General features: G+C 62.7%; 19 protein-coding genes and 2 pseudogenes. 10 read left to right on the top strand and 11 right to left on the bottom strand.

What is annotated here, in order from left to right; translation table 11 throughout:
• From F8A10_RS19795 to F8A10_RS19785, 3 genes are all read right to left on the bottom strand, one after another.
• Positions 1-879 (bottom strand): carbohydrate ABC transporter permease, encoded by an 879-nt coding sequence (locus F8A10_RS19795; protein ID WP_085501682.1) that lies wholly within the window; start codon positions 877-879, stop codon positions 1-3.
• Complete coding sequence (locus tag F8A10_RS19790) at positions 879-1,772, bottom strand: carbohydrate ABC transporter permease (protein ID WP_010396671.1); 894 nt, start codon at positions 1,770-1,772, stop codon at positions 879-881. Before F8A10_RS19790 ends, F8A10_RS19795 begins: the two co-directional genes overlap by 1 nt.
• A gap of 117 nt (positions 1,773-1,889) precedes the next feature.
• Positions 1,890-3,131, bottom strand: coding sequence for an ABC transporter substrate-binding protein (locus F8A10_RS19785; protein ID WP_227493553.1), 1,242 nt, complete (start codon positions 3,129-3,131; stop codon positions 1,890-1,892).
• Positions 3,132-3,344: 213 nt separating this feature from the next.
• On the opposite strand from F8A10_RS19785, the gene F8A10_RS19780 reads away from it, so the two are divergent.
• The 3 genes from F8A10_RS19780 (at position 3,345) to F8A10_RS19770 (ending at position 6,075) form a co-directional block, all read left to right on the top strand.
• Positions 3,345-4,382: a LacI family transcriptional regulator gene (locus F8A10_RS19780; protein WP_010396675.1), complete on the top strand. Its 1,038-nt coding sequence runs from the start codon at positions 3,345-3,347 to the stop codon at positions 4,380-4,382.
• Positions 4,383-4,460: 78 nt separating this feature from the next.
• On the top strand, positions 4,461-5,615 hold the full coding sequence (locus tag F8A10_RS19775; RefSeq protein WP_152368282.1) for a DJ-1/PfpI family protein: 1,155 nt from the start codon (positions 4,461-4,463) through the stop codon (positions 5,613-5,615).
• Positions 5,616-5,631: 16 nt separating this feature from the next.
• Positions 5,632-6,075: an SRPBCC family protein gene (locus F8A10_RS19770; RefSeq protein ID WP_085501678.1), complete on the top strand. Its 444-nt coding sequence runs from the start codon at positions 5,632-5,634 to the stop codon at positions 6,073-6,075.
• Between the two features lie 48 nt (positions 6,076-6,123).
• Here F8A10_RS19770 and F8A10_RS19765 read toward each other — a convergent pair whose 3' ends face one another.
• Both F8A10_RS19765 and rnk read right to left on the bottom strand, forming a co-directional pair.
• The gene (locus F8A10_RS19765; RefSeq protein WP_152368281.1) at positions 6,124-8,115 is read right to left on the bottom strand and encodes a PhoX family protein; all 1,992 of its coding nucleotides are present in this window, start codon (positions 8,113-8,115) and stop codon (positions 6,124-6,126) included.
• 123 nt (positions 8,116-8,238) lie between these two features.
• The gene (gene rnk, locus F8A10_RS19760) at positions 8,239-8,652 is read right to left on the bottom strand and encodes a nucleoside diphosphate kinase regulator (protein WP_010396684.1); all 414 of its coding nucleotides are present in this window, start codon (positions 8,650-8,652) and stop codon (positions 8,239-8,241) included.
• A gap of 404 nt (positions 8,653-9,056) precedes the next feature.
• Between rnk and F8A10_RS19755 the strand changes: the two genes are divergently transcribed.
• From F8A10_RS19755 to F8A10_RS19740, 4 genes and pseudogenes are all read left to right on the top strand, one after another.
• Positions 9,057-10,655, top strand: coding sequence for a glucan biosynthesis protein (locus F8A10_RS19755; RefSeq protein ID WP_029372118.1), 1,599 nt, complete (start codon positions 9,057-9,059; stop codon positions 10,653-10,655).
• A gap of 202 nt (positions 10,656-10,857) precedes the next feature.
• Complete coding sequence (locus F8A10_RS19750) at positions 10,858-11,496, top strand: carboxymuconolactone decarboxylase family protein (RefSeq protein WP_152368280.1); 639 nt, start codon at positions 10,858-10,860, stop codon at positions 11,494-11,496.
• 309 nt (positions 11,497-11,805) lie between these two features.
• A pseudogene (locus F8A10_RS19745) lies at positions 11,806-12,519 on the top strand (IS5 family transposase).
• A gap of 70 nt (positions 12,520-12,589) precedes the next feature.
• Positions 12,590-13,547 (top strand): annotated as a pseudogene (locus tag F8A10_RS19740) (IS481 family transposase).
• Between the two features lie 56 nt (positions 13,548-13,603).
• Here F8A10_RS19740 and F8A10_RS19735 read toward each other — a convergent pair.
• The 3 genes from F8A10_RS19735 to F8A10_RS19725 all read right to left on the bottom strand — a co-directional run bounded on the left by F8A10_RS19735 (position 13,604) and on the right by F8A10_RS19725 (position 17,987).
• Positions 13,604-15,055, bottom strand: coding sequence for an aldehyde dehydrogenase (locus tag F8A10_RS19735; RefSeq protein WP_152368279.1), 1,452 nt, complete (start codon positions 15,053-15,055; stop codon positions 13,604-13,606).
• A gap of 94 nt (positions 15,056-15,149) precedes the next feature.
• Entirely contained in the window at positions 15,150-16,754 is a 1,605-nt protein-coding gene (locus F8A10_RS19730) for a DHA2 family efflux MFS transporter permease subunit (protein WP_406611895.1), read from the bottom strand.
• Positions 16,755-16,757: 3 nt separating this feature from the next.
• On the bottom strand, positions 16,758-17,987 hold the full coding sequence (locus F8A10_RS19725; RefSeq protein WP_152368278.1) for an HlyD family secretion protein: 1,230 nt from the start codon (positions 17,985-17,987) through the stop codon (positions 16,758-16,760).
• 224 nt (positions 17,988-18,211) lie between these two features.
• Here F8A10_RS19725 and F8A10_RS19720 point away from each other — a divergent pair, with 224 nt between their 5' ends.
• From F8A10_RS19720 to F8A10_RS19710, 3 genes are all read left to right on the top strand, one after another.
• A complete protein-coding gene (locus F8A10_RS19720; protein ID WP_152368277.1) occupies positions 18,212-18,892 on the top strand; it encodes a TetR/AcrR family transcriptional regulator in 681 nt (226 codons plus the stop codon).
• Between the two features lie 165 nt (positions 18,893-19,057).
• The gene (locus tag F8A10_RS19715; RefSeq protein ID WP_152368276.1) at positions 19,058-20,275 is read left to right on the top strand and encodes an FAD-dependent oxidoreductase; all 1,218 of its coding nucleotides are present in this window, start codon (positions 19,058-19,060) and stop codon (positions 20,273-20,275) included.
• A gap of 23 nt (positions 20,276-20,298) precedes the next feature.
• Positions 20,299-20,685 (top strand): YbaN family protein, encoded by a 387-nt coding sequence (locus tag F8A10_RS19710; protein ID WP_193668369.1) that lies wholly within the window; start codon positions 20,299-20,301, stop codon positions 20,683-20,685.
• Positions 20,686-20,729: 44 nt separating this feature from the next.
• On the opposite strand, the gene F8A10_RS19705 is transcribed toward F8A10_RS19710, so the two are convergent.
• The 3 genes from F8A10_RS19705 to F8A10_RS19695 are packed head-to-tail and all read right to left on the bottom strand — an operon-like array spanning position 20,730 to position 23,478.
• Positions 20,730-22,019, bottom strand: coding sequence for a TRAP transporter large permease (locus tag F8A10_RS19705; RefSeq protein ID WP_010397482.1), 1,290 nt, complete (start codon positions 22,017-22,019; stop codon positions 20,730-20,732).
• Positions 22,012-22,506 (bottom strand): TRAP transporter small permease, encoded by a 495-nt coding sequence (locus F8A10_RS19700; protein ID WP_010397484.1) that lies wholly within the window; start codon positions 22,504-22,506, stop codon positions 22,012-22,014. Before F8A10_RS19700 ends, F8A10_RS19705 begins: the two co-directional genes overlap by 8 nt.
• 3 nt (positions 22,507-22,509) lie before the next feature.
• Positions 22,510-23,478, bottom strand: a complete 969-nt coding sequence (locus F8A10_RS19695) for a TRAP transporter substrate-binding protein (protein WP_010397487.1) — start codon at positions 23,476-23,478, stop codon at positions 22,510-22,512.
• Positions 23,479-23,527: the final 49 nt, after the last annotated feature.

Genomic DNA, 23,527 nt, shown 5'->3' with positions numbered 1-23,527 from the left:
TTATCCCTTGACTGAACCGGCCATCAGGCCACGCACGAAATAGCGCCCCGCCACTACATAGACGGCCAGCGTCGGCAGGGCCGCGAGGATCGCGGCGGCGAAATGGACGTTGTATTCCTTAACCCCGGTCGAGGATTGCACGAGGTTGTTGAGCGCCACTGTCATCGGCTGCGAGGTGCCCCCGAATGAGGCGCCGAACAGAAAGTCGTTCCAGATATTGGTGAATTGCCAGATCACCGAAACCACCGCGATCGGGCCGGAAACGGGCAGTAGGATACGCCAGAAGATGCGGAAAAACCCTGCCCCGTCGATCATCGCCGCGCGCACAAGCTCGGTCGGGAAGGCGGCGTAATAGTTACGGAAATACAGCGTGGTAAAGCCGATGCCGTAGACCACATGGACAAGGACAAGCCCCGGGATGCTGCCTGCAAGTCCCAGCTTGCCAAGGATCAGCGCCATCGGGATCAGCACGATCTGGAACGGGATAAAGCAGGAAAACAGCATCAGCCCAAAGACCCAGTCCGCACCGCGAAAGCGCCATTTGGTCAGAATATAGCCGTTCAGCGCCCCGACGATGGTCGAGATGGCCACGGCAGGCACCACCATCAGGATCGAGTTCAGAAAATAGGGCTTAAGGCCGGTCGGCTGCACCCCGATCTGGGCGCTGGACCAGGCCGCGCGCCATGGCTCAAGCGTCCAGGCCCTGGGCAGGGCCATCATGTTCCCGCCGGTGATCTCGGGCAGGGGTTTGACCGAGTTGACGCCCATGACGTAAAGCGGCAGCAGGTAGAACAGCGCAAAAAGCACCAGCACCAGATACAGAAACACCCGTGCCGTGCGGCCGGTCGAGACGGCAGTCTCGTGGCGGATCGCGGACATCAGCGTTTCTCCCTTAGTTCGGCATAAAGATAGGGCACCATGATCGCTGCGATGGTCATCAGCATGATCACCGCCGAGGCTGCGCCCACACCCATCTGGTTGCGGGTGAAGGTATAGGAGTACATGAATGTCGCCGGCATCTCGGTCGCACGGCCGGGACCTCCGCCCGTCAGTGCCACGACAAGGTCGTAGCTTTTGATCGCAAGGTGGCTGAGGATCACGAAGGCCGACAGGAATGCGGGCCGCAAAAGCGGAATGACGATGCGCCGGTAAAGCTGCCAGTTCGAGGCGCCGTCGATCTGGGCGGCCTTCAGGATCTCATTGTCGATCCCGCGCAGCCCGGCCAGAAACATCGCCATGACAAAGCCCGAGGTCTGCCAGACCGCCGCAATGACGATGCAATAGATCGCCATGTTGCTGTTCTTGATCCAGCCAAAGCTGAAGCTTTCCCAGCCCCACAGGTGCATGACATGTTCAAGCCCGATCCCGGGGTCGAGGAACCATTTCCAGGCCGTCCCGGTGACGATGAAAGACAGCGCCATCGGATAAAGATAGATCGGGCGCAACATCCCCTCGCCCCGGATCTTCTGATCCAGAAAGATCGCCAGAGCGAGGCCGATCGCCGTGCAGATCACGATGTAAAGCGATGCAAAAACGGCGATGTTTTTCAGCGCGATATGCCAGTGCTGAAGCTTGAACAGCCGGACATAGTTATCCAGCCCGATAAAGGACCAGTTCGGCAGCATCTTTGACCCGGTAAACGACAGCAGCACCGTGAAAAGGATAAACCCGTAAACAAAGATCAGGGTCGTGGCAAAGGACGGGGCCAGCACCAGCCGGGGCAGCCAGTCCTGCAAGCGGGTGCGGAAATCCGCAGAAGTCGGCGGAGACATGCCATTCCTCCTGCCGCGCTTGGCTGGCGCGGTCGTGTTCCTGTCGGTGTTGGAATGCGCCTTGAACCGGGCGCGCGAAGGGAAGGCGGCGCACCGCCTTCCGTCCATGGATGGTGTTTACTGGGCAGCGGCCACCGCGTCGGCCAAAGCCTTTGCAGCGGTTGCGCCATCGGCATATTCGCCGTTCAGCGCGGCGGTGATGACGTCATAGGTGGCGTTTTTCACCGCGGTCGGCGCGCCATGGCCATGCGCCATCGAGCCAAACAGCGTGCCATTCGCGCTGGCTTCGGCCAGATCCTTCATGCCCTTTTTGCCGCAATCGTCGAAATCGGTGTCAGGCACGTCGGTACGGGCAGGGACCGAGCCCTTGACGGTGTTGAAAGCCGCCTGGAATGCAGGGCTTTCTATGGCCGAAGCCATGGCCTTTTGCGCCTCAAGCTCGCCCTCGCTCTTGACGTTGAACATGGCGAACTGGTCCGAATTGAAGGTGACCGAGCCCTGTGTACCGGGGAAGCGGATGCAGACGAAATCGGTGCCCGGCACCTTGCCGGCTTTCAGAAATTCCCCCTTGGCCCAGTCGCCCATGAATTGCATCCCGGCCTCGCCGTTGATGACCATGGCAGAGGCCAGGTTCCAGTCGCGGCCCGAAAAGTTGTCGTCCATATAGCCGCGCAGCTTGATCAGCCGGTCAAAGGCCGACGCCATTTTGGCGCCGCCAAGCGCCTCGGGGTCCAGATCGACAAAGGCCGCCTTGTAGAACTCGGGTCCTTCGGCCAGCAGCAGCGCATCAAAGATAGTGGCATCCTGCCAGGGCTGACCGCCATGCGCGACGGGGGTGATCCCGTTTTCCTTCATCTTGTCCAGAACGGCGACCAGTTCATCCCACGAGGTCGGCTCGCCCAGGCCGGTCGCCTCCAGCGCGGGTTTGCTGATCCAGACCCAGTTCGTCGAATGCACGTTCACCGGGGCGGCAATCCAGTGGCCGTCGTATTTCGAGAAACGCTGCAGCGCCTCGGGGATCACTTTGTCCCAGCCTTCGGCGGCAGCAACTTCGTCGAGGTTGCCAAGCGCGCCCTCGGCCGCCCAGTCCTGAATGTCAAAGCCCAGCATCTGCACCGCGGTCGGCGGATCACCGGCGGTTACACGGGCGCGCAGCGCGGTCATCGCGGCCTCGCCCCCGCCGCCCGCAACAGGCATATCCACCCACCCAATGCCCTTGGCAGCCAGATCTTCCTTGAGCACGTTCAGCGCCGCAGCCTCACCACCCGCAGTCCACCAGTGCAAAACCTCGACATCCTCAGCCATGACCGGCGTGGCCAGGCCCGCCATGACCGCGATCGGGGCGACGCCCCGAAGCATTTGCTTGAGCATGATTACCTCCCTTGACCGGAAGTTCCGGTGCAAAATTTTTAACGTTTTAAATTATTGCGAGTCAAGCACTCCTCATGCGTGACGGCATCGGCAAAGCCCTGCTATCATGACCCTCTGTCGCGCCAGAGGGCGGATGCGGCATTGCAGGCAAGGGGTAAAGGGCGCAGATGGAGGACGCCCGCCCGGGCAAGGAGGAACACAATGACGGGAAAGGACGTGCGGCCCAGACCGACCCTGCGCACCATCGCCAGCCATCTGGGCGTGTCGCTGGGAACGGTATCGCGCGCCCTGTCAGACGATCCCCTGATCGCGCGCGAAACACGGGAAAAGGTGCGGGCCACGGCCGAGCAGCTGGGCTATACGCCCGACCGGGCCGCGCGCAGCCTGCGCACCGGGCGGACGGGCACGATCATTCTGGTCCTGAACCCGCATGATGAGGTTCTGGGTTTCAGCACCTCGATCATCCGGGGCATCACCCGCGCGCTGCACGGTACCTCGTATCACCTGTTGGTGCTGCCCGATTTCGAGGGCCAGCGCGACGGGCTGATTCGCAAGATCGTGCGCAACCGTCTTGCCGACGGGGTGATTTTTTCGCGTACCGAGCCGCAGGACATCCGGGTGCGCTATCTGACCGAGATCCGCTTTCCCTTTGTCAGCCATGGCCGGACCGAGCTGCCCTTTGTCCATCCCTTTGTCGATTTCGACAATCACGAATTCGCCCGCTGCGCGGCGCTGTCGCTTCTTGAGGCAGGGGCGCGGCGTCCCGCAATCTTGTTGCCTGATCCGCGCTTTACCTTTGGCGGCCATCTGCTCGAAGGGTTTCGGGTGGCGACTGGCACGGCGGGGCGGGTGCTGCCGGGGGTCACGCTGGATACCGAGGGCGGGGCCTTTGCGGCGGTGATCGGCAAGATCCTGCGCGGCCCTGATCCGCCGGATGGGCTGGTCCTGCCGGGCGAGATTTCGGGTCTTGCCGCCATGGCCGCGATCCATGATGCGGGGCTGCGGCCGGGGCAGGATGTGCATCTGGCGGTGAAACAGACTTCGGGCGTTTTTGACATGATCCGCCCGCGAATCAGCAGCTTTTACGAAGATCTGGTCGAGACAGGCTATCTGATGGCAGGTTTCCTTTTGCGCCGCATCGAGGGCGAAGAGCCCGAAAAGCTGCGCCATGTCCAGTCGGTACGCGTTGAAAGGCAGATGGCCCCGCTGCCCCAGAACGGCGGGCCGGCGCTGCCCTGACCCAGATCCTGTTTGTCCCATGCGCCCGGCCTGCTAGGCTGGATCAAAGGCGTCCCCAGGGCGGAGGGAGGACCCGCCATGACCAGAGCCCGCATGCTTTACGCCGTGATTGCGCTCGCGCTTCTGGCGCTGGCGGGGTTTGGTGTCTGGATGGCCAGACTGCCCGGCACCCCATCCGCGCTGACCGCCACCCCGGTGCCACAGGCCGAGGTCGACGCGCTGCTGACGACGCTAGAGCCCCGTCGCGCCCGGCCCGTCATCGCCGTACCGGGGCTGAATGCAGGGACCGAGACTACCGATTACCTGCTGCCTGCAAGCATCCTGCGCCGCGCCGATGTGGCTGAGGTTCGCCTACTTGCCGCCGCCCCCGGTCCGGTACAGCTATATCCGGCGTTGCGGGTTCAACCGGACGCGACCTTTGCCGGGTTTGACGCCGCATATCCTGGCGGTGCGGATTATGTGATCGTCCCTGCCATGCGTGTTGATGACGACCCCGCAATTCTGGACTGGCTGCGCCAACAGGCCAGAAAGGGGGCGACAATCATCGGCGTCTGTGCGGGGGCCAAGGTGGTTGCGGCGGCGGGTCTGCTGAATGGTCGAAGGGCCACTACGCATTGGTATTATCTGGACACGCTGTTGTCGCGCAGCCCGACCATTCAATATGTGCCGGATCGCAGGATGGTTGCTGATCGGGGCGTGGTGACGACGACCGGAATTACTGCCTCGGTGCCGACGGCGCTGGCCATGGTGCAGGCGATTGCCGGTTCCGGGCGGGCCGATGCCTTAGCGCGCGAGCTTGGTGTGCTGCCGTGGGATGCCCGCCATGCAAGCGGCGCGTTTCAACTGACCCGGCCTTTTGCCACAACGGTTCTGAAAAACCGCCTGTCCCTGTGGCGGCGGGAAAGCCTTGGGCTGCGGCTGACCCCGGGTATGGATGAGCTGGCCTTGGCGTTTGCCGCCGATATCTGGTCGCGCACATATCTGTCGCGCGTCCAAAGCTATGCAAAGACCACCGATCCGGTGCCGACCCGGGGTGGTATCCGGGTCATTCCCGATCTTGCCGCCCCTGACTGGCCGCAACAGAGCCGCATCACCTTGCCAAAGGGACCGCCCCTGCAAGCTCTTGACCGGGCACTGGAGGCGGTTCTGGCGCGTTATGACAAAGCGACCGCCGACATTGTCGCCATGCAGCTGGAATATCCCCGATGGGACAGTGACCTGCTTAGCCGTTAAACGAAAGGAAGAACCGATGCCCAGCACCATCCGCCTGCACCGTGTGATCGCGGCCAGCCCCGACAAGATCTATCGCGCCTTTACCGAGCCGGATGCCATCGCAAGCTGGCTGCCGCCCTATGGTTTTCTTTGCACCGTGCATGAACTGGATGCACGGGTCGGCGGGCGGCACCGGATGTCGTTTCGCAACTTTACCACCGGTCAAAGCCATTCCTTTGGCGGCACCTATCTTGAACTCGTTCCGGGCGAGAGACTGGTCTATACTGACGGTTTCGACGACCCGGCCATGCCGGGGGAAATGCGGGTAACGGTGGTGCTGACGCCGGTCACCGTCGGGACCGAGATGCATGTGGAACAAGACGGTGTTCCCGACCTGATCCCTGCCGAGGCCTGTTATCTGGGCTGGCAGGATTCGCTGCACAAGCTCAAGCGGCTGGTCGAGCCAGAGATCAACCAGTAACAGGCGGGATGGCGACCGCCGTAAAGCGGCCGCCCCTGGTTGCGCCGGTCAGCCGATCTTGCCGCCGCCCTGTTTGCTGATGGCGACAACTGCCGGGCGGACCGGCATGTCATCGCGGAAATCCGGCCAGCGGGTCGAGAGGTCCTCGTAATAGGACGGGCGGCCGTGACCCTCCCAATCCTCGCCGCCGTCGCCGGGGTGCTGGACCGCGACAAAGAAGGTCGTCAGATCGGGCGTCGGGCAGGGGCCGCAAAGCTCGGCCCCGACGGGCACGCGATAGAACAGCCGCGAGGTGCCGCGCGCCGGTCCGTCAACATCCACCGCCCACAGACCGTCGGTGCGCCCGGTGTCCGAGGGCGAGTTGCCATCGGTGGAAACCCACAGCCGCCCCTCGGCATCGACGGCGCAGTTGTCGGGCATGCCGAACCAGCCGTTTTCGGTCGTCGCGGTCGAGAAGGTGGCGCCGACCTCGGCAATCGAAGGGTCGCCGCATTTCACCACGATCTCCCACCGACCCTTGGTCGCAGCCAGATCGCCGCCATCCTCGATGATCTCGATGATATGGCCAAAGGCATTCTCGGCGCGGGGGTTAGCGGCGTTTACCTCTTTGCGCTTGGTGTTGTTGGTCAGCATGACATAGGCGCGACCGGTTTCGGGATTGGGCTGGATATCCTCGGGGCGGTCCATCGGGGTTGCGCCCAGCAGGTCGGCGGCACGGCGGGTCTCGATCAGCACATCGGCCTGGCTTTCAAAGCCGTTCCCGGCGGTCAACGGCCCCTCGCCATGGGTCAGAGGCAGCCACTCAAGCGAGCCATCCTCGTGGAAACGGGCGACATACAGCGTGCCCTCATCCAGCAGGTCCATATTGGCGGCGCGGTCATCGGGGTTATAGCGGCCGCTGGTCACGAACTTGTAGACATAGTCGAATCGCTCATCATCGCCGAGATAGAAGACAACGCGCCCATCAGGGGCCAGCGCGCTTTCCGCCCCCTCGTGCTTGAAACGGCCAAGCGCCGTGCGTTTCCTGGGCACCGAATTCGGGTCCATCACATCGACTTCGACGATCCAGCCAAAGCGGTTGGGCTCGTTTGGTTCTTTCGAGATGTCGAAACGGTCATGGAACTTGCCCCAGGCATAGCTTTCCTCGGGGATGCCCATACGTTCATAGTTGCGGGCCTCGGCGTGACCTTCGGGCAGGGCGCCCATGAAATAGCCGTGGATGTTCTCTTCGGCCATGATGTAGGTGCCCCAGGGCGTGACACCGCCGGCACAGTTGTTGATCGTGCCAAGCACCTTGGTGCCGGTCGGATCAGCAACGGTCTGCAGGCGTGGATGGCCGGCGGCGGGGCCACTGATCTGCATCGGAGTCTTGGCGGTGATGCGGCGGTTCAGCGCGCCTTCCAGCACCGGCTGCCATTTGCCGTCCACGCGGCGGATCTCGATAATGGTGCCGCCATGGGCTGCCATTTCGATATTCACCCGATCCTCGGTGGCATCGGCAACCGAGATCTCGCCATCCTTGAGGGTGACGATACCGGGGAACATCAGATGTTCATTGGTGTATTCGTGGTTGACGACCAACAGGCCGCGGTCATCGGCACCCTCAAGCGGGATGAAGCCGACGAAGTCGTTGTTATAGCCGAACTGGCGTTCCTGCGCTGCCTCGGACTGGTTCTTGGGATCGAATTCGGGCGCATCGGCAAAAACCTTGTCGCCCCAGCGCAGCAGGACATCGGCGTCATAGCCCTGGGCAACGTGGTGATTGGCATCGACTCCGGCATCGACCTCGGGGAAGTCAAAGGCCGAGCCTTCGACCGTGCCTTCGGCGCGCGCCTCATCGGCGGCCAGCAGGGCCAGGGGGCTTACGGTCGCCGAAATGGCCGTGGCGGCAAGCGAGCCACGCAGAAAGCCGCGACGCGAAAAGCGGGCTGCGATGATCTCGCCCATGGTCGGGTTGGCGGTGGGGTTATGGCCGGGGCCGTCGGCTTCCTCCAGCTGGCTGGTGCGGAATAGGTGACGGGAAGGCTTTTGCTCGGTCATCAGACGCTCCTGGCTGCTTGGGCGGCCCAAAGGGCGGGGCCGCTTTCGGCGCCCCCTTTAGCCCGCCAGCATGACCGAAAGGTGACAGTGCCACGTTTCAGCAGAACCGTCAGCCACGGGGCGTCACGCCGCCGGGGTCACCGGATCGGCGCGGCTGACCGACAGGATCGTCATTTCGCGCGTCTCGCCCGCGCGGGTATCCCACGAGAACTGCGCGCCCGCCTTCAGCCCGATCAGCGCGACGCCAATCGGGGTCAGGACTGAGGCACGCCCCTGGGCGATATCGGCATCCTCGGGCCAGGTCAGGACAACGGTCTGATCGCGGCCCATGGTTTCATCGCGAAAGGTAACACTGCTGCCGATTGCCGCCACATCCTCGGGCAGGCGCTCAAGCGGCAGGACCTTGGCACGCGACAGCTCGGTCAGCAGCCGGTCGGCGAGGTCCGGGTTGCGCGCCATTGCGGCCTCGGCCAGCCGCTCGAGCCGCTCCAGCGTTTCGCTGGCGATGATAACCGGCGGGTGAGAGGTTCTGGTCATGTTTCGTCCTCAATTGATTGTCATGCACAGGGATCGCCCGGTCATGGCCGGCCGAAGATCAGGATGGGTGGGATCGGAAAGCCCCCGGGGCGAGAGATCAGCGCAAACGCCGCTCTGCCGGGGGCAGAGAGCGGAATAGCAGCACACCGGCGTAATACCGGGCCTGAGATGACGGCGCGCAGAACAACATCATTCCAGCCTATCCATGAAAATCCGCAGAGTCGAGACCGTCCCGTCCATGTGGATGGCCGGGATGCCCCTTGTTGCGCCGCCTGCCGGCAGCAAAATGCCGATAACGCTAACAAGAATGGCAGCCCCCGGCCGATATACGTTCAACCAGTTGAAAAAACGTTTATATTGCTGCTGGATACTGCCCGACCGACTCGCCCACCCCCCGGAGCATCATGCATTCGTCCCAAATCGCCCGCCGCACTCTTTTGCAGGCCGCTCTAGGAGGCGGCGCCTTCTTTCTATTGCCACAGCTCGCCCGTGCGGCCGATGGGGCCGACGGCGGTGAGCCCGTCCCTTTTTCGTTTGAGTGGCTGACCGGGCAGGCGCGCGAGCTTGCCGAACACGACTATCAGCCTCCGGTGGTCGAAGAGGCGGATATCCTTGAAGAGGTCGATTACGACCGCCACAACGAGATCCGCTTTCGCAAAGAGCGGGCGTTGTGGGGCGACAAGCCCAGCCCTTCGCAGGTGCGTTTTTTCTTTCCCGGCCGCTATTTCAAACAGCCCGTCCGCCTTCATACGGTCGAGGACGGTATGGCCCGCGAAATCCCCTTCTCGGTCGATTTCTTTGACATCCCCGAGGACAACCCCGCCAGGCGACTGGTCCGTACCGAAGGGTTTGCCGGGTTCAGCGCCATGGACGCCAAGACCGGGATCGACTGGATGGCGTTCCTTGGCGCGTCCTATTGGCGAACCTCGGGCTATAGCGGGCAATTCGGCCTTTCGGCGCGGGGGCTGGCGATCGACACCGCTATTGCCGGCGGCCCCGAGGAATTTCCCATGTTTACCCAGTTCTGGCTTGAGCCCGAGAACGAAAACGGCCTGACCGCCTATGCGCTGCTTGACAGTCCGCGTGCCACCGGGGCCTATCGCATCGTTTCGCGCCGGGGCGACGGGGTGGTGCAGGACGTGACCGCCCGCATCTTTATGCGCGACACGGTTGAACGTCTGGGCCTTGCGCCGCTGACCTCGATGTTCTGGTTTGCCAAGAATACCCCCCATGTCTCGCCCGACTGGCGGCCAGAGGTACATGATTCAGACGGGCTGGAAATTCTGACGGGCAGCGGAGAGCGCATCTGGCGGCCGTTGAACAACCCGCCCCATACGATGGTGAACACGTTCAGCGCGCCCTCGGTCAAAGGGTTTGGCCTGATGCAGCGCGAAAGGGATTTTGAGCAATATCAGGATGATGGCGTATTCTACGACCGTCGCGCCGGCGCCTGGGTCGTCCCGGGGCAGGATTGGGGTCAGGGCACCGTCACCTTGGTCGAGATCAGCACCGATGATGAGATTCACGACAATATCGTCGCCTTCTGGCAGCCCGCCGGGGCGGTCAAACCGGGCGACAGTCATGAGCTTAGTTATACCCTGTCCTGGCTCAAGGACAGCCCGCTGACCGGCAGCACCGGCCAGTTCACCGCCGTCCGACTGGGCGCGGGGGGCGTGCCGGGACAACCGCGCCCGCAGGATACGGTTAAAATTGTCTGCGATTTTACCCCTCATGACCTTGGGGCGGGCGACAAGCCCTATTTCAACATCACCAGTTCGCGCGGGGTGGTTTCGAACGACGCGGTCTATCCCATCGTTGGCCAGTCGGCTTGGCGAGCCATGTTCGATCTGGGCTTTGGCGGCCCGGAAGAGCTGGTCGGGCGCGACGACAGCCCCATCGACCTGCGCGCCTTTGTAGCCAAGGGGGATGAGGCGGTGACCGAGACTTTGCTGTTGCAGCTATTCCCCACGCAACTGCGCGCCATGCTGGCCCGCAAGCCGTAACGCACAGAGTCGGCCCCCGGATTCGCGGTCAATCCTGTGAGCCGGCCTTTCCTTTCGCGTTGCAGAAGAAATTTCCCGTAGAGTTTGCGATGCGGGAATAATTAAGTCGTGCGGAAGGAAATTTAAAACGACCAATTTCATCGTTTTTTAATCCTTTTCGGGTTAGCCTGCATGCAGACGAAAGCAGCAGGAGGTTGCGGCCGTGTATATGAAGATCACCGAGCGTGCCCCGTCGCGTCGAATTTCCGATGTCCTCGAATTCGACCTCGGCCCCCGCATGGGTTTCGAGCACCATTCGCCCGTTGTGGATGAGCTTGCGGGCCATCACGGCGTTCTGGCGCAGCTGAGAAAGCTTGGCAGCCGTCTGCTGCTGACCCGGGACCGGGGTGATGTGCGACCGCGCCACCGGCCGTCGGCCGCGGCCCTGCTTTCGCCCGCCGACCCCGGGGTTTTCAGCCTTTGGGAGCGCCGGGCCGTTGCTGCCTTTGCCTCAATCCTGACCGGAAACGTCCATCAGGCAAAATATGTTGGTCTGTTGGCCGACAGCCATAATGACACGGGCGAGCGCGTCGGTGATCTGAGCCAGGCGGTTCTGGCCGAGGCGCATCGCCTTGCCAGTACTATGCCGCTTGACCGTTACCGGGTCGGGGATCGTCTGCGCGAAAGGCTGAATGACCGTGTCGCGGCAGCGCTGGAACATGTCTGGCAGATTCTCCACGGTCTTTCTGGCACCGGGGCAAGTCGCCAGTGCCTGTCTCGCGTCGGCTGGAGCGAGGATGACATTGTTTCGCTGGAACATGTCGTCAGCCTTTTTTCACCGATGAGCGTGATCCGGCACTGATCTGCCCAACAGAAACGCGGGCTAAACAGGCAGAGCTGAAAGGCCCGGTGCGGCACCCGCACGATGGGTGCTGCAAAAGGGCGGCCGAGGGATAGAACGAACTGCCTGGCGGCTGCGCCGGGCTTGGAGATGCAGCGCGGCCCGGCTTGCCGTATCCGCCCGGCGCGGGCTTGCAGGTTTTGTAACCGTGCAGCCTGCCTCGGCCTTTGGCCCTAAGGTCAGGCCCCGTAAACGCGGCTGATGAGCGTGCTATGCTGTGATTGACGTTCCCACCTCAGGGAGGGATCATACTGGTTGACCGATGAGCAGATGGAGCGTCTGCGACAGTTTTTTCCAAAGTCACGAGGCAGGTCTCGCCTTGACGACTGACGCGTGCTGAGCGGTATGATCTTTATTCAGCGCAACGGGTTGATGCGGAAACACGCACCTGCCGCCTCTGGTCCCGCGAAGACGCTCTACAACCGCTGGAAGTGCTGGAGCCGAATGGCAGTGTTCGCTACCAGCATGACCGAACTGGCGGGCAGGCGCAGGAAACCGATATGATGATGATCGATGCGACACATCTGAAAACGCACCGGACGGCGTCGAGCCTGGCGCTCCAAAAGAGGAACGCGGACGGCTGATCGGGCGCTCCCAGGGTCGGCTGAACTCGAAGCTGCATGTTCTGGCCGATGCCAAGGGTCGCGCGATCAGGCTGTTTCTGTCGGCAGACCAGACCCCGGACTACATCGGTGCGCGGGCGCTGCTCTCGCAGGCGGCCTCATTGCTGGCCGACCGGGAATATGACGCCGCATGGTTCCGTAACGAACTGATCGGAATAGGCATTTCACCCTGCATCCCGCCCCGGAAGGCCCGGAATGTTCCGATCCCACACAACGCCGACCTCTGCCGCCAACGCCACAAGGTCGAGAACATGTTCGCCAGGTTGAAGGACTGGCGTCGGATCGCAACCCGCTACGATCGCTCCCCATCCTGTCTCTCTCCGCCTTCGCCCTGGCAGCTACCGTCATTTGCTGGTTATGAGTCCTGACCGTAGGTGTTTGATCCCACGGTTTGATGGTGCGATCTTTTCTTTGGAATGGAAGGATGCCCTATGGGACAAATTCGCCATGGCAGCGCCACGATCACGCACGCTGTCCGAACAACAATACAACAATACAGCGATCGCAAGCTTCGCTCGCGCAGTTGGGCCGCGAACTGGGGATTAACACCAAGACCGTCGCGAAGTGGCGCAAGCGCGCGACGGCCGAAGACATGAAGACAGGGCCGGCAGAGCTCCGTTCGACAGCTTTGTCCGAGGCCGGGGAGGCGATGACCGTTGCGTTCAGACGTCATACACTTCTGCCCTTAGACGATTGTCTCTACGCTCTGCAGCCTTCGATCCCCCACCTGACGCCATCAGCTGTCTGCAGCGACATGGCATCTCGCGCCTGCCTGATATGGAGAGTGACAAGCCGGAGCGGTCGGAATTCAAACGCTACCCGATCGGCTTCTTCCACATCGACATAGCTGAGGTGCAGACAGCTGAAGGTAAGCAATATTTGTTCGTCGGCATCGACCGCACGAGCAAGTTCGCCGTGACCCAACTCGTCGATAAAGCCGACATGAAGACAGCCTGGGAATTCCTTCAGCATATGCTTGAAGCCGTGCCTTACCAGGTTCACACTGTTCTCACGGACAACGGAACCCAGTTCGCAGAGCAGCCGTGGAACCGGAACACCCTCTACTCCCGGCTGATGCGCTTCGACATGATCTGTGAGGCAAACGGGATTGAGCACCGGCTGACCAAGCCCAACCATCCCTGGACCAACGGCCAGGTCGAACGGATGAACCGCACGATCAAGGACGCCACCGTCAAACGCTTCCACTACGAAACCCACGACCAACTGCGAACGCACCTCGCAGACTTCATGGCGGCCTACAACTTCGCACGAAAGCTAAAGATCCCCGGTGGTCTCACGCCTTACGAATACATCTGCGAGATCTCGACATCAGAGCCCGACAGATTCATCCTGAACCCGGTCCATCAGATACCGGGACTGAGCAACTAGGTGCTGCCGCTAATGATGTGCAATTCCGCGCCATCTGGTGGCTTGGGGCTGTGATCCTACAGTGGATATTGGCCGGGCTGGGTTTCCACGGTGATCCAGCGCAGCTCGGTGAATTCGGCAATACCCGCCTTGCCTCCAAAGCGGCCATAACCGGAACTGGCGGTCCCGCCGAAGGGCATCTGTGCCTCGTCATGCACGGTCGGGCCGTTGATGTGGCAAATGCCTGACCTGATCTGGCGTGCCACCGTCAGCCCGCGCGCCACGTCGCGGGTAAATATTGCTGCTGACAGCCCGTATTCCCCGTGGTTGGCAAGGCGGATCATGTCCTCTTCGTCACGGGCGCGGAAAATGGCGACCACTGGACCAAAGCTCTCTTCGTTGGCGATGCGCATATCGGTTGTGACGTGATCGACCACCTGCGCCGGCATCAGCACACCCTCGGCCGTTCCGGCAGAATGCAGGGTTGCGCCTTTCTGGCGGGCGTCCTCGATCAGAGCCGTGACTTTGGTGACGGTCTGGACATCGACCACTGCGCCCAGAGGGGCCTTGCCCTCGCGAGGATCTCCGGCCTTCAGTGCAGCAGCACGGGCGATAAACCGTGCAACGAAATCCTCGGCAACCCCGGGGGCAAGGATGATACGTTCGGTCGACATGCAGATCTGGCCCTGATTGAAAAAGGCACCAAAGATCGCGGCATTCACCGCCTCTTCCAGATCGGCGTCGTGCAGCACCATAAACGGGGCCTTGCCGCCCAATTCAAGCAGGCAGGGTTTAAGCTGCCGTGCGGCGCGTTCGGCAATGATGCGGCCGACCTTGGTCGATCCGGTAAAGTTGATCCGCCGCACCGCAGGATGATCGATCAGCGTTCCGACGATATCGGCTGCGTCCTCGGGGGCGTTAGTGACAAGGCTGACAAGGCCGCGGGGCACCCCGCCTTCCTCAAGGGCCTCGACGATCAGCGAATGGGTGCGCGGGCAGGTCTCGGACGCTTTGAAGACCACGGCATTTCCGCAGGCCAGAGGGGTCGCCAGAGCCCGGACACCCAGGATCACCGGCGCATTCCAGGGTGCGATGCCAAGCACCACCCCGACCGGCTCACGGCTGGCCATGGCAAGACAGCCCGGCTTGTCTGACGGGATGACCTCGCCCGCGACCTGCGTGGTCAGCGCTGCCGCTTCGCGCAGGATCGAGGCAGCCAGCATGGTGTTGAAACGTGCCCAGGGTTCGGTCGCACCGATCTCATCAGCCATGGCGGCGACGAAAGCATCGGCGCGGGCGGCAAGCGCATCGGCCGCACCAAGCAACGCTGCGCGCCGGGCGTTGGGGCCAAGTGCGGCCCAGGTGGGAAAGGCTGCGGCGGCCGCGTCAGCCGCCGCGATTGCATCGGCCGGGCTTGCGGCGGCGGCTTCGCTGGCAATCGCGCCGGTGACCGGGTTGCGGCGGTGAAAGCTGCGCCCGTCGCTGGCAGGGCGTGCCTTTCCACCGATCTTCATGCTGACGAAACCCATGCTCTCCTCCTGTCGCGCGGGGTCGAATCGGGGGTGTGGGGCCCACGACCGGGCCATAGCATCATTCCCGTGAGGGCAGGGCAATGTGGTCGGTCTAATGCCCGCCGCCGCCACCGCCGCCGCCGGACGCGGGGCGTTCGACAAATATCAAAAGCAGCGCGAGAGAGGCGAAAAGAGCGGTCAGCAGCACAAAGATATCGGCCAGCGACATAAGCATTGATTGCAGACGCGCCATCTGGGTCAGTGTCGCCAGCGCCGCGGTATCGGCTGCCTCGCTAAGGCTGGAATAAACCTGTTCCAGCATCCGCATCGTCTCTTGCGCGGCATGGTTGGTGCCGCTGACGCTTTCGGCGATGCGGGCATAATGCAGATCCTCGCGGTTGCGCAGCACGGTGTTGATAAGCGCCAGCCCGACCGCGCCGCCAAGGTTGCGCGTCAGGTTGAACAGGCCCGAGGCGTTCTTGACTTTTTCAGGTGGCAGCATCCCCAGTGCGATGTTCGATACCGGCACCATGCAGAGCATCAGCGAGACACCGCGCAGGATCTGAGGCAGGAAGATTTCCCAATAGTCCCAATCCTCGGTCAGCCCGGTCATCATCCAGCAGCTAAAGGCAAAGATCCCGAACCCGATACCCATCATCAGCCGGGGGTCGACGCTTTGCGACAGCCGTCCGGCGATAGGGGCGGTCAGAAACATCGACACGCCCGACACCATCATCGCTTCGCCGATCTGTAGCGAATTATAGCCGCGTACCCCCGACAGATAGAGCGGAAAGATATAGATCAGCCCATAAAGCCCGATCCCAAGGCCAAAGGAAAACAGCGAGCCCATGGCAAAGTTGCGGTCGGCAAAGGCGTCGAGCCGCACGATAGGTTCTTGGGCCGTGAATGCGCGCCAGAAGAAAAGAAAACCGCCAACCGCCATCACTGCGGTCATGGCGACGATGAGTTCGTCGGCGAACCAGTCGTCTGCCGCGCCTTCTTCCAGCACATATTCCATTGCGCCAAGAAACAGCGCAAGGCCCAGAAAACCCCACCAGTCAAAGCGGCGCAGCAGGCTCATGTCCGGCTTGTCAAAGTCGATCATCAGAAAAGCCGCGCTGGTGACGATGATGCCGGGAATGACGTTGATGAAAAACAACCAGTGCCAGCTAAGGTATTCCGTCAGATAGCCGCCAAGCGTCGGCCCGATCGTTGGGGCTAGCGTCGCCACCAGCCCGATCATGGGTGAGACGATATGCATCTTTGATCGCGGAAAGATCGTGAAGGCGCAGGCAAAGACCGTGGGGATCATTGCCCCGCCGATGAAACCCTGAAGCGCGCGCCAGATGATCATCTCGGTCATCGAGTTTGACAGGCCGCACATCAGGCTCATCAATGTAAAGCCGCCCGCCGAGATGGTGAACAGCCAGCGCGTCGACAGCATCCGCGACAGATAGCCTGACAGCGGAATCATGATGACCTCGGCGATCAGATACGAGGTCTGGATCCACGGGATCTCATCGCTTGATGCCGCAAGCCCGGCCTGAATTTCAGAGAGCGAGGCCGAGACGATCTGGATGTCCAGAATCGCCATGAACATGCCCAGCACCATCAGCAGAAAGGTGATGAGGCGGCGTGGGTCGATCCGGTCCTCATCCACCGCGGCAGTCATTACGACGGGCGCGGCGGTCACTTCGGCGGTGCCGTTGGCAGCCATGGTCTAGCCCCTGTTGTGGCTGTCGGGCAGGGCGGCGTCCTTGGCCGCAGCTTCGGGCGCGGCAGAGGTGGCGGCGATATCCGGAGCGGCTTCTTCGGGCGTGGTCGTGGGCGGCATCAGCTGCTGACTGGCACCGGTGCGGGTGTCGATCTCGGCAATGACCGACAAGCCGGGGCGCAGGGGCAGGCGAGCGCGGTCCTGTGCGTCGATCTGGATCCGCACCGGAACGCGCTGCACGACCTTGGTGAAATTGCCCGTGGCATTCGACGAGGGCAATATGCTGAACACCTGTCCCGTACCGGCGGCAAGGCTGTCCACCGTGCCATGCAGAACCTCTTTGGGCCAGGCGTCGACGCGGATCGAAACCTTGGCGCCGGGATGGATATCGGCGATCTGGGTTTCCTTGAAATTGGCATCCACATAGACCTCCTGCACCGGCACCAGCGTCCCGATCGGGCTGCCCGGGCCGACGTATGAGCCGACCTCGACCCGCCGTTCGGTCAGGATGCCATCAAAAGGGGCGCGGATCTGTGTAAAGTCCAGATCGCGCTGTGCCTTGCTCAGATCCGTGCGGGCCGATTGTACCTCAAGCCGGGCGGTGTCCAGCCGGGCCTTGAACAACACCAGCTCGGCCTCGGCCTGGGCCAGCGCGCCGCGTGCGCTTTCAACCTGCGCGGCCGAGGATTTCGCATTCGCCTCGGCTGCATCCAATGCGGCCTGCGTGCCGGCGGAAGTGGTCTTTAGCTCGCGCGCCCGGCGATAGGCCCGTTGTGCACCGTCGCTGGTTGCCTCGGCGGCGGTCACTGCGGCGTGGGCCTGGCGGATTGCGGCCTCTCCGGCGGTGATCTGCGCCTCAAGCTGACGCACGTTGCTTTCGGCGACGGCCAGGCCGTTGCGGCTGCTTTCCAGCGCCAGTTCATAATCCTCGGGGTCGATGCGGGCGATGACCTCACCCTTGCGGACGGGCGCGTTGGCCGCGACAAGGATCTCGGCGATATAGCCACTTTCGCGCGCCTGCAGCGTCACCAGATCGGCTTGCAGATAGGCGTCGTCGGTTTTTTCGTGAAAGCGGCCAGAGGTGAACCATTGCCAGCCCTCGTAAGCGACCACCGCCAGCAGGATAAGCGCCAGCGCGCCAAGGATGCGTTTGGCCTTGCCGGGTTTTTTCGCCGCCGGCTGTGCCCCGGGCGAGGGGCCGGTTGCCGCAGACGAATCTTCGTGCGTCGAAGCCATGGTATATCGCGCCTTTCCGATAGTGACCGCTGCCAGCAGATCGAAGAGCCAGCCCCGGTGGAGGAGGGGGGATTCGAGTCGCGGTCAGGCTGCTTATAGTATTGACCGAACCGTTCGGTCAATATACATATTAAGGGACCCTGCGGGATAGGGAATGACTTTTCCTGACGGGGTGGCATATCCTGCCGCACGACATCCGCAGCGTGCAGGAAAAGGAGGCAGGTTTGAACCAACCCGGCGGCAAGACGGCATCTGACAAGGGTGATCAGGGTGATCCCTGCGACCTGACGATGCAGCCCGAGGACAATCCCAAACGCCGCCAGATCCTTGATGGCGCGCGGCGGATGTTCCTGACGCATGGGTTCGAGGCCGCCTCGGTACAGGATATCGCCAAGGCGGCGGGGGTGTCGAAGGGTACGCTCTATGTGTATTTCGACAGCAAAGAGGCGATGTTTCAGGCGCTGGTCTCGACCGAATGCGGTCGCCTGCAACAGACCATCCGCCAGATCGGATCGGGTACGGAGGATGTCGGGCATGAGCTGTGCCAGATCGCCCGACGCATGATCGGCACGCTGCTACAGCGTGAGGTGCTGGCCGCGATGCGCATGATGATCGGCGCGGGTGAGAAATTCCCCGAACTGGCTCGGTTGATCTATCAGGCCGGTCCCACCCGCTCGATCAAGGCTTTGGCAGAGTATTTTGAGCGCCGCGTGGCCCAGGGCGATCTGGTAATGAGCGACTGCCTTGAGGCGGGGGCCGAATTCGTCGACCTGTTGCTGGGCGGTTTGCAGCGCCGCGCGCTTTTGATGATGCCTCCGCTGAGCGATGATGAGATCGAGGCCTTTATCCGCCGCCGCGTCGCACGTTTTCTGGCCGTCTATGCCCCCGGTCCGGTGGCGGGCTGACGGCGCCTTTTCTGCGTCAATTGGCCCAAGCGCGGCAGGGCCGCGGTGATGGCTATACTGGCGGTGAGTGACAACACCGGGCATGGCCGTCCAGCCCCTCTGGCCCCTCCGGCACTTTCGGGGGGCGTCCTGCCAGGCGGCTCTCAGCAAGATCGGAGGACTGACATGGCCGAGGAACGGGATTGCGTGATCGCGGGCGGCGGACCGGCGGGGATGATGGCGGGGCTGCTGTTGGCGCGGGCGGGTGCCCGCGTCACGGTCCTGGAGCGGCATCCCGATTTCCTGCATGATTTTCGCGGCGACACCATCCATCCAGCCACCCTGCAACTGATGGCCGAACTGGGCTGGCTGGACGAATTCCTGCGCCTGCCGCATCAAAAGGCGCCCGACCTGCATGCCGAGATCGCGGGCCAGCAGGTCACCATCGCCGATTTCAGCCGCCTGCCGCTCGACTGTCGCTATATCGTCTTTATGCCGCAATGGGATTTCCTGAATTTTCTGGCGGAAAAGGCGCAGGAGCTGCCGGGTTTTTCGCTGCGTATGGGCCATGGCGTCAGCGGCCTTTTACGCGAAAACGGGCGCATCCACGGCGTGATCTGGCAGGACACAAGCGGCGCGAAAGGCGAGATCCGCGCGCCGCTGGTCATTGGTGCGGACGGTCGGCATTCGGTAGTGCGTACCAAGGCAGGGCTGGAGGTTCAGGACTTTGGCTCAGCGGTTGATGTGCTGTGGCTGCGGCTGACGCGCCTGCCCGACGATCCGGTCCCTGCGATGAGCCATGCCGGCCCGCAGCAAGGGCTGGTGCTGATCGACCGCGGCGATTTCTGGCAATGCGGCTATGTCATCCGCAAGGGCAGTTTCGATGACCTCAAGGCGCGCGGCCTGCCCGCATTTCGCGCCGCGCTGGCTGCGCTGGCGCCCCTGCCTGCCGGGCGGTTTGACGAAATACAGGGCTGGGATCAGGTGCACCTGCTTTCGATCCGCATGGACCGGCTGAAACGCTGGTGGGCGCCGGGGGTGTTGTGCATCGGCGATGCGGCACATGCCATGTCGCCGGTCGGGGGGTTCGGCGTCAACCTTGCCATTCAGGACGCGGTGGCGGCGGCAAATATCCTTGCCCGCCCTTTGCGCGAGGGGCGGTTGCAGGATGCCGATCTGGCCCGGGTCGAGGCCCGCCGCCGTTTCCCGACCAAGGCCACGCAGGGATTGCAGCGCATGATGCGTCGCAAGCGTAACGAAAAGGGCGAGGCCGCGCCGCGCCCGCCGGGCTTTATCCGTGCAATCGCCCGCTTTCCGCTGCTTGCCCATGCCATGGGCCGGCTGATCGGCATGGGGTTCCGGCCCGAACATGTAAAAAAGGTGCCAGGCCATGGCGTGGACTGACGCCGGGTGGCGCGAGGTCGGCCATGCCCGGGCCTGAGCGCCATTCTGCCGTGATGCGGGCGCTGTTTCTTGCGCTTGGCCTTGGCTTTACCGGTCTGGGCTTTGTCGGGATATTTCTGCCGCTGCTGCCGACGGTGCCCTTTCTGATCCTTGCCGCCGCCTGCTTTGCCCGCTCGTCCGAGCGGCTGGAGAGCTGGCTGCTTTCACATCCGCAATTCGGCCCGCTGCTTTCGGACTGGCGTGAGCGCGGGGCGATCCCGATGCGGGCCAAATGGGCGGCGCTCATCGGGACGCTGACAGGTTTTGGGCTGTTTTTATTCTTCAGCCACCCGGGCTGGCCGCTGGTACTGGCGGTGGCCGGGCTGATGGGGCTGGGGCTCGGCTATGTCTTTACCCGCCCTTCGGCATAAGGAATTCGGCAAGGCAACAGAGGTCTGCGCCTTGCCGCGATATCTTAGCGCGCAAAGCCGCTGATCTGGGGCAGCCAGGTTGAAAGCGCAGGCACAAAGGTCAGGATCAGCAATGATGCCAGCGCCGCAAGAAAGAACGGCGGCAATTCGCGGATCAGCGCCGAGGGTTTTTGCCGTGTCGCCGAGGCGACGACAAAAATCAGCCCTCCGACCGGCGGCGTCATCAGCCCGAAGGTCAGGTTGACGATGACGATGATGGCGAAATGGTCTGCTGCAATGCCAAGGTTATGCGCGATGGGCGCAAGAATCGGCACAAGGATCATCACCCCGGGCAGCGGGTCCATGAACATGCCAAACACCAGCAGCAGCAGGTTCACCATCAGCAGAAACGCTATGGGTGACAGGTCCATGGCGATGACCGCGTCAGCCATGGCCTGCGGCACGCCCTCGATGATCAGCACCCAGGCAAAGGCACGTGCGGCAGCCAGGATCATCAGCACCGCGACCGACATGATAGCCGAGCGCAGGAAAGCCCCCCAAAGATCGCTTAGCGTAAAGCCGCGATAGATAAAGGCGCTGGTCAGGATCGCGTAGAAAACTGCGACGACCGAGGCTTCGGTCGGGGTAAAGACCCCGCCGCGAATGCCGCCGACGATCAGCACGATCAACAAAAGCGCGGGCAGCGCAGCACCGGTGTTGCGCAGCATATCGCCCAGCGGCGGGCGCGGCTCTCCGCTGCGATAGTTGCGTTTGCGGCTGATCCACCAGTTCACGGCGGCCAAAAGGCCGGCGATCAGGATGCCGGGCAGGATGCCTGCCATGAACAGCGAGCCGACCGAGGTATTGCGATCCTGCAGCGCATAGATGATCATGGTGATCGAAGGCGGAATGATCGGGTCGATGACCGCGACCGAGATGGTCAGCGCCCCGGCATAGGCTTTGGAATAGCCGCTGCGCTCCATCATCCGTGCCATCATTGCGCCGGGGCCGGCAGCCGAGGCCAGCGCCGAGCCCGAGATCCCGGCAAACAGCGTCCCGGTCAGGATATTGGCATAGCCAAGCCCGCCGCGCAGATGCCCGACGAATTGCGAGGCAAAACGCAGCAGCATGCGCGAGATCGCGCCCGTGGACATGATCTCGGCCGCGAGGATGAAAAAGGGCACAGCCAGCAGCGGAAAGCTGTCAAGACCGGTGAACATCTCTTTCACCACCACGACCAGCGGATAGCGGCCTGAAAGGCCGACCGCGGCAAAGGCGGCCATGGCCAGCGCAAAGGCGATGGGCACCCCCATGATCATCAGGATCAGAAATGCGACAATCAGAATCTCAACCAACTGGGGCCTCGTCAGATTGCTGCAGGCCCGCCCGCAGATATTGTGGTGCGACCAGCGCCAGATGCAGGATCATCAGCAGGAAACCGACGGGCATTGCGGCATAGATCCACTTCATCGGCACCTGCAGTGCCGCCGACCGCTGGATCGAGGTCCGGTTCATGTAGTCGATGCCGACCCAGACCATGAAGGCGAAAAAGCCGAACAGGATCAACAGGATCACGCCGCGCAGGACAAGCTGACCCCTGGCGGGCAGGGCGTCCTGCGCATTGGTGATGGCGGCGTGGGCGCCGTGGCGCAGCGCCAGCCCGCAGCCCAGAAAGGTCAGCCAGATCATCGAGTAACGCGCGACCTCATCGGCCCAGGTCAGCGAATTGCCGGTCAGGTAGCGACCGGCGACGTTCCAGCCAAGGATCCCCGCCATGGCGGCAAGTCCAAGAACCAGAACGGCACCGTTCAGCGCGACAAAGGCGTGTTCGATCCGGCGCATCGGTTATTCGACCGCCTGGATGCGGTCCATCAGCTCTTTGCCGAACTGGGTCTCATATTGCTTGTAAGGCCCGGCCAGCGCGTCGCGGAAGGCGGCTTTTTCTTCGGGCGACAGCTCGTTGATCTGCATGCCGGCCTGTTTCATCGCCTCGACGCCCGAGGCATCGACATCGTCCACATAGGCGCGCATCGCCGTCACCGCATCGCGAGCGGCCTTGTCAAAGGCGGCTTTCTGCGTGTCGTCCAGCCCGTTCCACAGCGAAGGCGAAACAAGGATGATCGTCGAGGAATAGACATGGCCGTCGAGGGTCAGGAACTTCTGCACCTCGTCAAGCTTGGCCGATACGATCACCGACAGCGGGTTTTCCTGCCCGTCGATGGCGCCTTGTTCAAGCGCGCCGATCACCTCGGGCCATGCCATCGGGGTAGGGGCGGCGCCAAGGGCGCGGAACGCCTCGATATGCACCGGGTTTTCCATGGTGCGGATCTTGAGCCCGCTCAGGTCGGCGGGTTTCTCGACCGGGCCGCGGTTGCTGGTGATATGGCGAAAGCCCTGCTCACCCCAGGCCAGCGCGTGCAGACCGGCGGCGTCGAATTTCGCCAGCATCTCCTGCCCGACCTCGCCGTCCAGAACCTTGCGGGCGTGATCTTTGTCCCGCAACAGGAAGGGGATGCCCAAAACGCCGACTTCGGGGACGAAATTGGTCAGCGTACCGTCCGAGGCGATGGTCATTTCGACAGTGCCAAGCTGCAGCCCTTCGAGAACCTCACGCTCACCGCCCAGACCCGATGAGGGGAAATGGCGGAAGGTGAACTGGTCGCCAAGGCTTTCCTTGAGCGAGGCTTCGAATGCCTTGGCACCCGCGCCGTAATGGCTGTCCTCGGCCAGAGCGTAACCGATCTTGATTTCCTGCGCGAACGACGGCGCGGCGACGGCAGCGCAAAGCAGCGCGGCGGCAAAGACGTGTTTCATGCTGGTTCCTTCCCGTTTCCGGGGGCGATTTAGCGCTACATGACGGGAA

It is taken from the genome of Paracoccus kondratievae (assembly GCF_009301415.1).
In the GTDB taxonomy this organism is placed as follows: Bacteria; Pseudomonadota; Alphaproteobacteria; order Rhodobacterales; family Rhodobacteraceae; genus Paracoccus; species Paracoccus kondratievae.
Note: the sequence above shows the minus strand (reverse complement) of the source record. Positions and strands in the feature narration are given on the sequence as shown.

Bases quoted from the DNA above. Each gene is read 5' to 3' on its own strand.
- F8A10_RS19795 (WP_085501682.1), bottom strand. From the start codon at position 879: ATGTCCGCGATCCGCCACGAGACTGCCGTCTCGACCGGCCGCACGGCA.
- F8A10_RS19790 (WP_010396671.1), bottom strand. From the start codon at position 1,772: ATGTCTCCGCCGACTTCTGCGGATTTCCGCACCCGCTTGCAGGACTGG.
- F8A10_RS19785 (WP_227493553.1), bottom strand. From the start codon at position 3,131: ATGCTTCGGGGCGTCGCCCCGATCGCGGTCATGGCGGGCCTGGCCACG.
- F8A10_RS19780 (WP_010396675.1), top strand. From the start codon at position 3,345: ATGACGGGAAAGGACGTGCGGCCCAGACCGACCCTGCGCACCATCGCC.
- F8A10_RS19775 (WP_152368282.1), top strand. From the start codon at position 4,461: ATGACCAGAGCCCGCATGCTTTACGCCGTGATTGCGCTCGCGCTTCTG.
- F8A10_RS19770 (WP_085501678.1), top strand. From the start codon at position 5,632: ATGCCCAGCACCATCCGCCTGCACCGTGTGATCGCGGCCAGCCCCGAC.
- F8A10_RS19765 (WP_152368281.1), bottom strand. From the start codon at position 8,115: ATGACCGAGCAAAAGCCTTCCCGTCACCTATTCCGCACCAGCCAGCTG.
- rnk (WP_010396684.1), bottom strand. From the start codon at position 8,652: ATGACCAGAACCTCTCACCCGCCGGTTATCATCGCCAGCGAAACGCTG.
- F8A10_RS19755 (WP_029372118.1), top strand. From the start codon at position 9,057: ATGCATTCGTCCCAAATCGCCCGCCGCACTCTTTTGCAGGCCGCTCTA.
- F8A10_RS19735 (WP_152368279.1), bottom strand. From the start codon at position 15,055: ATGGGTTTCGTCAGCATGAAGATCGGTGGAAAGGCACGCCCTGCCAGC.
- F8A10_RS19730 (WP_406611895.1), bottom strand. From the start codon at position 16,754: ATGGCTGCCAACGGCACCGCCGAAGTGACCGCCGCGCCCGTCGTAATG.
- F8A10_RS19725 (WP_152368278.1), bottom strand. From the start codon at position 17,987: ATGGCTTCGACGCACGAAGATTCGTCTGCGGCAACCGGCCCCTCGCCC.
- F8A10_RS19715 (WP_152368276.1), top strand. From the start codon at position 19,058: ATGGCCGAGGAACGGGATTGCGTGATCGCGGGCGGCGGACCGGCGGGG.
- F8A10_RS19710 (WP_193668369.1), top strand. From the start codon at position 20,299: ATGCCCGGGCCTGAGCGCCATTCTGCCGTGATGCGGGCGCTGTTTCTT.
- F8A10_RS19700 (WP_010397484.1), bottom strand. From the start codon at position 22,506: ATGCGCCGGATCGAACACGCCTTTGTCGCGCTGAACGGTGCCGTTCTG.
- F8A10_RS19695 (WP_010397487.1), bottom strand. From the start codon at position 23,478: ATGAAACACGTCTTTGCCGCCGCGCTGCTTTGCGCTGCCGTCGCCGCG.